This is a genomic window from Lactobacillus sp. (genome assembly GCF_051873315.1).
Lineage (GTDB): Bacteria > Bacillota > Bacilli > Lactobacillales > Lactobacillaceae > Lactobacillus.
In genome coordinates this window covers 1-8,288 of sequence record NZ_JBJEES010000086.1, presented here as the reverse complement: position 1 = coordinate 8,288, position 8,288 = coordinate 1, and the positions used below count along the sequence as shown (strand labels likewise).

Sequence of the window (8,288 nt, the reverse complement as noted above, 5' to 3'; positions counted from 1 at the left end):
CGGCCGGGTCGTGGCTGAAGGCGGGCCGGATTTGGCCAAGCGCCTGGAAAAGGAGGGCTATACCAAGCTGCGTGATGAGCTGGGCCTGGATATTGAACTGACGGATGAAGACGTTTAAGGAGGAAGCATGACCGCACAAGCATGGTTTGCAAAAATGCAGGCAGAAGCCGCTGCCGCTTTGCCGGACTTGCCTAGGCCCGACTTTGCCAAGGTGGACTACCGGGCCTGGCCCCTGTCTTTGACCTGGCCCTTGCAAAAGACGGCAGCTTTTTCCATTGAAGCTGGAGCTGAATTTTGGACAAAAGGCTGCGTCGCCTGCGACTGGGAGACGGCTTTAACTGAGCACGGGGACCTGGTGGAAAAGTACTTCGGCCGGGCGGCCAGCTTTAAGGAAAACCGCCTTTTAGCCGAAAACGTGGCCAAAATGGAGCAAGGGCTCTTCGTCTATGTGCCAGACAACGTAGCCTTGGCTGAACCCTTGACGGTGACTTATTTGCAAGATGGCCAAAAGCAAGAGGACTTTGCCTTGCACGTCTTGCTCGTCGCCGGGAAGAACGCGGATTTTTCCTATTTTGAAAAAGTGGCCAGCCAAGGAGACAACGAAGCTACCGCCAACCTGGTGGTGGAGATCTGCGCCTTAGCCGGCAGCCGGGTTAAGTATGCCGGAATCGACCGCTTGAGCAAAAACACGACCGCCTACTTAAAGCGGGTGGCCTGGGTCGGCCGGGACGCCAAAGTTGACTGGGCCATGGGGATGCTGAGCGACGGGAAGATTCTGGCTGACTATGACTCCGACCTTTACGGGCAGGGAGCCAGAGCTGAGATGAACGTGATCGCCATCACTATCGGCGACCAGGTCCAGGGCCTGAACACCGTCGTCAATAATTACGGCAAAAAGTCAGATGGCCGCATCCTCCAGCACGGGGTGATCCTGCAGAAGTCCTGCCTGGTCTTCAACGGGATCGGCCATGTCATGAAGGGGGCTAAAGGGGCCAACGCCCAGCAGGAAAACCGGGTCTTGATGCTGTCCAGGTCGGCCAGAGGGGATGCCAACCCTATCCTTTTGATCGATGACAACGATGTTTTTGCCGGGCACGCGGCTAGCGTCGGCCGGGTCGATGACCAGCAGCTCTATTACCTGATGAGCCGGGGCCTGCCCAAGCCTTTGGCTGAGCGTTTAGTCATCCGGGGCTTTTTGGGTCCGGTTTTGACCAAGATCCCGGAAGCCAGCCGGCAGCCTTTGTTTGCAATGGTAGAAAGAAAGCTGATCGATGGACAAGAATTGGAATAAATTCCGGCAGGATTTTCCCATCCTGGCTGAAAAAATGAATGGCGAGCCCTTGGTCTACCTGGATAACGCGGCGACCAGCCAGAAGCCCAAGTGCGTGATTGAGGCAATCAATACTTTTTATCAAAAGGAAAACGCCAATATCTACCGGGGAACCTACGCTTTGTCGGCAAAGGCAACTGAGGCTTACGAAGGGGTCCGGCAGAAAGTCGGTGATTTTATCAATGCCGAGGCCAGTGAAATAGTTTTTACCAAGGGAACGACTTCAGCCATCAATTTGGCTGCCTTTGGCTATTTTTCGCGGCATTTAAAAAAGGGAGACGAGATCGCGTTAACTGCCGCCGAGCACCACAGCAATCTGGTCCCTTGGCAGCAAGTTGCCGCCTTGACTGGCGCCAAGCTGGTCTTTTTGCCCCTGGACAAAAAGGGCCGGGTTGACTTAAAGGAAGCAGAAAAAGTCATGTCTGACCGCCTCCGCCTTTTGGCCTTGGCCCAAGTTACCAATGTCTTAGGGACTGAGCAAGCGGTCGAAGAGCTGGCCGCTTTGGCCAAAAAGCGCGGGGCTTTGGTCTTAGTCGACGGGGCCCAGGCAGCGGGCCATTTGCCGGTTGACGTCAAAAAATTAGGCGCTGACTTTTACGCTTTTTCCGCCCATAAGATGCTGGGCCAGACCGGGACCGGGGTCTTGTATGGCCGAAAAGAACTCTTAGATCAGACCCAGCCTTTGGAATTTGGTGGGGAGATGATCCGGGAGGTCAGCAAAACTACAGCAACTTTCAAGCCGGCTCCGCAAAAGTTTGAGGCCGGCAGCCAGAATGTGTCCGGCGTAGTCGCCCTGGGAGCAGCGATTGACTATTTGAGTGAAATCGGCTTAGACGCCATTAAAGATAGGGAAGCAGAATTAGGCCAGGCCATGGCAGAAGGCTTGAGAAAAACGGGAGTCACGGTTTACGGCCAAGGTGGCGGCATCGTCTCTTTCAACCTGCCTGGCGTTCACCCCCATGATCTGGCAACGGCCCTGGACGCCCAGGGCATTGCCATCCGGGCCGGCCAGCACTGCGCCCAGCCCATGATGGACTGGTTAGGAGTCAAGGCAGTTGCCCGGGCCAGCGCGGCTTTTTACAATAACGAAGCTGATGTGGAAGCCTTGATTAAGGGGGTTCAGGCGGCGAAGGAGTTTTTCAATGGCACTAGATGATTTAAAGCAGGTCTACCAGGCAGTCCTTTTGGACTACGCGGCTAGCCAAAAATACCGGCAGCCTTTGGCCAGTCCGACAAAGGTGGTCAGCCTGGTCAATGAAAGCTGCGGGGACCGGTTGACCTTGCAAGTCGAAATCGCCGATGGCAAGATCGTGCAGGTCGCCTGCCTGGCTGAGGGATGCACGATCTCCCAGGCTTCAGCGGCGATCATGGCCGGCTTGGTCGACCAGGCCCCAGTTGAAAAAGCACTTGCTCTTTTGCCAATTTTTTGGCGGATGCTTGAAGGAGAAAAAATCAGCCAGAAAGAAGAAAAGGAGCTGGGCGATGCGGCCCTTTTACAGGGCGTTTCCCGCTTTCCGGCCCGGGTCAAGTGCGCGGGTCTGGCCTGGCAAGGCTTGAGTGAAGCAATAGAAAGGAATAATTAGATGACCGCTGAAAAAGACGAAACCTTACAGGCCCTGGACCAGGACTACCAGTACGGCTTCAAAGACGAGATCGAACCCATCTATACCACGGGGACAGGCTTGAGTGAAGAGGTGGTCCGGCAGATTTCCGCGGCGAAAAATGAGCCGGACTGGATGCTGGACTTCCGCCTCAAGGCCTACCAGACCTATCTTAAAATGCCCCTGCCGACTTTTGGCCCGGATTTGACCAAGATCGACTTTGATCACTTGAACTACTTCCGCCGGGATGCCAAAAAGGCGGTCCGGGACTGGGACGAGGTGCCGGACAAGATCAAGGAGACCTTTGAAAAGCTGGGTGTTCCCCAGGCCGAGCGCCAGTATCTGGCCGGATCATCCGCCCAGTACGAGTCAGAAGTCGTTTATGAAAAAATCAAAGAGGACCTGGCCCGGCAGGGCGTTTTGTTCATGTCAACCGACGCCGCCGTCCAAGTGGTGCCTGATTTGGTCAAAAAGTACTTTGGTAAGCTGGTCAAGCCGGATGACAACAAGATGGCGGCCCTCAACTCCGCCGTCTGGTCCGGTGGGACTTTTATCTACGTGCCAAAAGGGGTTCAGGCCAAAGTCCCGATTCAGAGCTACTTCCGGATCAATGCCGGCAATTCCGGCCAGTTTGAGCGGACCTTGATCATTGTCGATGAAGGGGCCAGCGTCAACTATGTGGAAGGCTGCACGGCACCCAACTATTCAGCTGACAGCCTGCACGCGGCGGTCGTGGAGGTCAATGTCTTAAAAGACGCCTACTGCCGCTACACGACCATCCAGAACTGGTCAGACAATGTCTACAGCTTGGAAACCAAGCGGGCGCAAGCTCTGGAGAACGCGACCATGGAATGGGTGGACGGCAATCTTGGCTCTAAAGTTACCATGAAGTACCCCAGCGTCTACCTAAACGGCCGCCGGGCCCGGGGGACCATGCTGTCGATTGCTTTTGCCGGCTGCGACTCAAATGGCCAGGGGATCGACTCCGACACTGGTGCCCGGATGGTTCATAATGCTCCCCAGACCACCAGCTCCATTGTTTCCAAGTCCCTTTGCAAGGACGGGGGCCGGGTGGACTACCGGGGGCAGGTCCGCTTCAACCCGGACAGTGACGGCTCTTTGGCCCATGTGGAATGCGATACCATCATCATGGACGACAAGTCGGCCAGCAACACCATTCCTTATAATGAAGTTTTGAACGGGAACGTCTCCATGGAGCATGAGGCCAAGGTGTCAAAAATTTCTGAAGAGCAGCTCTACTATTTGATGAGCCGGGGGATTTCAGAAGCCAAGGCCACGGAGATGATCGTGATGGGCTTTTTGGAACCCTTCACCAAGGAACTGCCGATGGAATACGCAGTTGAACTGAACCGCTTGATCAAGTACCAGATGGTGGGCTCGATCGGCTAAGATGAAGCAAAAAAACGTCTGGAATTTCTTCCAGGCGTTTTTAGTTTATTCGCGGCTTGGCAGCTCGATGACCTGGTCGGCGATGGCCAGGGTGCTGAGCCGGTGGGAGACCAGGATCACGGTCTTGCCGTGTCTGGCTTCCTTGAGGGCCTTGAGGATGATGCCTTCGTTTAAGGCGTCGAGGTTGGCGGTGATTTCGTCTAAAAGGAGAAGGTCGCCCCCGTGCAGGAAGGCCCGGGCGATCCCGATTCGCTGCTTTTGCCCGGCTGACAGGCTGTTGCCATTTTCGCCCAGCAGGCTGTCGTAGCCTTTGGGCAGGGTCATGATAAAGTCGTGGATGTTGGCCATTTTGGCGCAGGCGACTACTTCTTCGCGGCTGGCGGCCTTGCCCAGTTTGATGTTGTTTTCAACCGTGTCCGTGGCCAGCCAGGTCTCCTGGGGCATGTAGCTTTCCAGGCCTCGGAGGGCGGAAGTTTCGATGTCCTTGATGTTGGTCTCTGAAATTGCCACTTGCCCTTTTTGCACGTCATAGAAGCGGGCGAGGAGCTTGAGGATGGTGGATTTACCGCTGCCGCTTGGGGCGTGGATGCCGATGATTTTTCCTTTAGGAATGGTCAAGGAGTAGTTTTCTAGGACTCGCCGCTCTCCATCTGGGTAGGTGAAGGCAACTTTTTCTAAGCTGGCTGAGGAAAAAGCTGGCTTGACCCCGGCCGCGTTTTCTTCTACGACTGGCTCTTCAGCCAAGATTGCCAATACCCGGCGGGCACTGGCGACAGTTTCGGTCAAACCTGTCGAGAGAGCGGAAAGGGCGCTGACCGGGCCAAAGCTGGCCAGCGCGGCGCTGGTTGCTGTTAAGCTCTGGCTAAAGGGCAGGTGAAGGAGCCGCGTGGTCAAAAAGAGCATGGTGCTTGCGGCTAAAAGGATGACCAGGCTTGTCAAGGTCTGCTGAAGGGCAGTCAGCTGGTTTAGCTTGGCCCGGCTTTGGGTCAGGTCCTGGTCAGTTGCTGCCAGTTCTTTTTTTCGTTTATCTCCTTGCCCGTACTGGAGGCTTTCTGCCAAACCCAGAATCGAGTCCAGCATAAAGTTGCTGATCTGGCCCATTTTTTTCCGGATATCCTGGCCAGGGAGGCTGGAGAAGCGGGAAAAAGCAAGTGGGATGACGAGGCCGGCCAGGGCGTAAAAAATTAGAGCCAAGAGGGCACAGGCGAATGAGTAGCGGGCAAAGAAGGCCAGCAGGCAAATGGTATAGACACAGGCGATGGCGATGGGGGAAATGGTGTGGGCGTAAAAGACCTCCAGGAGCTCGATGTCGCTGGTGATAAGGGAAAGCAGGTCCCCCTTGTCCTTGCCTTCCAATTTAGCGGGGCTGAGCAGGCGGAGTTTATGGAAGACTTTGACCCGGATTAGGGCCAGCATTTTAAAAGCGATCAAGTGGTTGCAGTAGTGCTCTCCGTAGTGGAGGATTCCCCGGGAAAAGGCGCAGATGAGGAGAAGGATAATCAAGGCAGAAGCGTTTTGTCCGTTAATTAATTTGCCAGCCGCGGCCACGGCATTGATGGTGACGAAGCTGGCGGCTAATTGGCCGGCGCTGCCCAAGATGATGGCCAGGACCATGACCGGCCAGAGGGGCTTGACCAGGCCCAGCAGGCGCCAGAGGATCTTAAAGTTGCTATTATTCTTCATGCTTGCCTCCAAATTTCGCGTAATTTTCCAGGTCAGCCTGGTCTTTAAAGAGCTGGGCGTAGGAAGCTCCCTTGGCTAAGAGTTCTTCATGTTTGCCCTTTTCAACTAAGCGACCTTTTTCCAAAAAGTAGATCTGGTCGCTCTTAGTGACGTTGGCCAGGCGGTGGGAGATGAGGACCACGGTCTTCTTTTGAGCAAGTTCGTGCAAGACGGCCATGATGGCGGCTTCGCTTTCCAGGTCGATATTGGAAGTGGCCTCATCGAAGATGTAGATCTGGCTGTCTTTTAAAAGTGCCCGGGCTAAGGCCAGGCGCTGCTTTTGCCCGCCGGAGAGGTTGGTCGCCCCGGCTGTCAGCTGGTAGTCCAGGCCGGAATTTTTGGCCAAAAAGTCCCAGAGGCGGACTTCCTTTAAGGCGGTGACTAAGTCGCTGTCACTGGCTGGTCCGGCCATAAGCAGGTTATCTTTGACGCTGCCCTTGAAAAGGTAGCTGCCTGAAGTGACCAGGGTGACGGCTTTTTGCCAGGCGGAAGGGGAAAGATCGGATAAAGGGATGCCGGCAATCGTGATTTGCCCCTTGCTTGGCGACAGGCGGCCGGCTAGAAGAGCGGCCAGGGTGCTTTTACCCGATCCAGACAGGCCAACGACGGAAGTAAAGCCGGGGGCAGGGATGGTCAGATTGATTTCCCTTAAAGCGGCCTGATCAGCATCCGGATAGGTAAAGGAAAGATCTTTGACGGAAATATCGGTATTTTCCGGCAGGGAAATTTGCCCGGCGGCTTTTTCTGGCAGGTCCAGGAAGGCAAAAATCTGGTCACTGGCTTTCATGCCGTTCATGCCAATATGGAAGTAGCTGCCCAGCTGCCGCATGGGAAGGAAGTAGGCAGCGGCCAAGAGGATCAAGATGATGGCTCCTTGCTTGTCCACCTGTCCTTGGCGCAGGTTATTAAGGGCAATGACGATCCCGCAGGCAGCGCCGCCATAGGCCACGGTATCCATGACCACGGTGCTGAGCAGTTGCATGGTCAGGACTTTCATGGTGATCTGCCGGAAGTGTTCAGATTCTGCTGCCAGTTCGGCTTCAGCGGCAGAATCGTTTTGGTAGACCTTTAAAGTAGTCATGCCCTGCATTTTTTCCAAAAAGGTATCGGCTAATTGGTGGTAGATGGCAAAGTAGCGGCTGAGGATCTTTTTAGCGACCAGCATGACGACCATGATGACGATGGGAATCAGAGGCACAGTGCATAAAAGGAAGATGCTGGCCGGGGCATTGATTTTGACTAAGATGGCAAAAAGGGTCAAGGGAGCCAGGAAGGCATAGGCAAACTGGCTGAGGTAGCGGCTGAAGTAGCTGTCGACGGATTCGATCCCTTCGCTGGTCAATTGGACCAGTTCGGCTGGCTTGACTGCTTCTTTATAGCTGTCGCCTAAAATAAGCAGCTTGGCGTAGATTTTTTGCCGCAAGACTTCTTTGACCTTGCTGCTTGCTTGGAAGCTGGCCTGGTTATAGGCGTACTGGCCCAAAAGCTGGATAGCAGCACCAGCGAGTAAGGCAAGCCAGGAATTTTGCCCGGTTAAGATTTGCGCCAGGGCAAAGATAAAGACGATTTGGCCCAATAAAGAGAGCCATTGGCAGAGGATCTGCCAGAGGATATAGCGGCTGGAAGAGCCCAGCTGCTTGATAAGACGGGTTTTGATCATGGAAGTTGGATCAGCCTTTCTAAAAAACAAAACAATAGTCCAAAATGGAATATAGAACATAAAGGACACAAGAAAAATTATATGAAAAATAAAACAAATTTGATAACTGTACCAAGGCAGAAAAAGTGAGGGAAAGGGCTTCCGTAAGCCAAACATAGCGGTAACTTTATTTTCGAAGATCTTCTTATAAGCGAGACAGACAAGCAGATAAAGGAAAAAGAGAGTTAATAAGAACAGTTAAAAGAGAAAAGAGAAGCTAAAAAAGAAAAATAGAAAAGATAAAAATATTTTTCCCGGTAAAAAAAGCAAAAAGCGAACAAAGAATTCATTGAGGAATTAAAAAGAAAGATAAAGCAGAATAAAAGAGGCGGGACTGACAAGGTTAAATATTACAACACCACCTGCTGTTCCTCACGTAAACCGGATGAAAAGGTTAATTTGACCTTTCAAAAATAACGAGTATACTAATATTTGTTGCCGCGTGAGACAGGAAGTTCTCACGGAGGCACGAAAAAGAAAATATCGAAAACTTGTTGACAAGAATCAAACAAGCGAGTAAGATATA

At 53.4% G+C, this 8,288-nt stretch carries 6 protein-coding genes and 1 pseudogene; 5 read left to right on the top strand and 2 right to left on the bottom strand.

Annotated features, from left to right (window positions below):
• From ACI32D_RS05205 to sufB, 5 genes and pseudogenes are all read left to right on the top strand, one after another.
• Positions 1-118 (top strand): annotated as a pseudogene (locus tag ACI32D_RS05205) (ABC transporter ATP-binding protein); the annotation flags it as partial.
• A 9-nt stretch (positions 119-127) separates the two neighbouring features.
• Positions 128-1,291 carry a Fe-S cluster assembly protein SufD gene (gene sufD, locus ACI32D_RS05200; RefSeq protein WP_439775557.1) on the top strand — a complete coding sequence of 388 codons (1,164 nt, stop codon included), beginning with the start codon at positions 128-130 and terminating at the stop codon, positions 1,289-1,291.
• Positions 1,272-2,486, top strand: coding sequence for a SufS family cysteine desulfurase (locus tag ACI32D_RS05195; protein WP_439775556.1), 1,215 nt, complete (start codon positions 1,272-1,274; stop codon positions 2,484-2,486). Before sufD ends, ACI32D_RS05195 begins: the two co-directional genes overlap by 20 nt.
• On the top strand, positions 2,473-2,913 hold the full coding sequence (gene sufU / locus ACI32D_RS05190) for a Fe-S cluster assembly sulfur transfer protein SufU (RefSeq protein WP_439775555.1): 441 nt from the start codon (positions 2,473-2,475) through the stop codon (positions 2,911-2,913). Before ACI32D_RS05195 ends, sufU begins: the two co-directional genes overlap by 14 nt.
• Entirely contained in the window at positions 2,914-4,341 is a 1,428-nt protein-coding gene (gene sufB, locus ACI32D_RS05185) for a Fe-S cluster assembly protein SufB (RefSeq protein ID WP_439775554.1), read from the top strand. It begins immediately after the preceding gene.
• A gap of 45 nt (positions 4,342-4,386) precedes the next feature.
• On the opposite strand, the gene ACI32D_RS05180 is transcribed toward sufB, so the two are convergent.
• Together ACI32D_RS05180 and ACI32D_RS05175 are read right to left on the bottom strand one after the other, a co-directional pair.
• Positions 4,387-6,024: an amino acid ABC transporter ATP-binding/permease protein gene (locus ACI32D_RS05180; RefSeq protein WP_439775553.1), complete on the bottom strand. Its 1,638-nt coding sequence runs from the start codon at positions 6,022-6,024 to the stop codon at positions 4,387-4,389.
• The gene (locus ACI32D_RS05175) at positions 6,014-7,723 is read right to left on the bottom strand and encodes an ABC transporter ATP-binding protein/permease (RefSeq protein WP_439775552.1); all 1,710 of its coding nucleotides are present in this window, start codon (positions 7,721-7,723) and stop codon (positions 6,014-6,016) included. Before ACI32D_RS05175 ends, ACI32D_RS05180 begins: the two co-directional genes overlap by 11 nt.
• Positions 7,724-8,288: the final 565 nt, after the last annotated feature.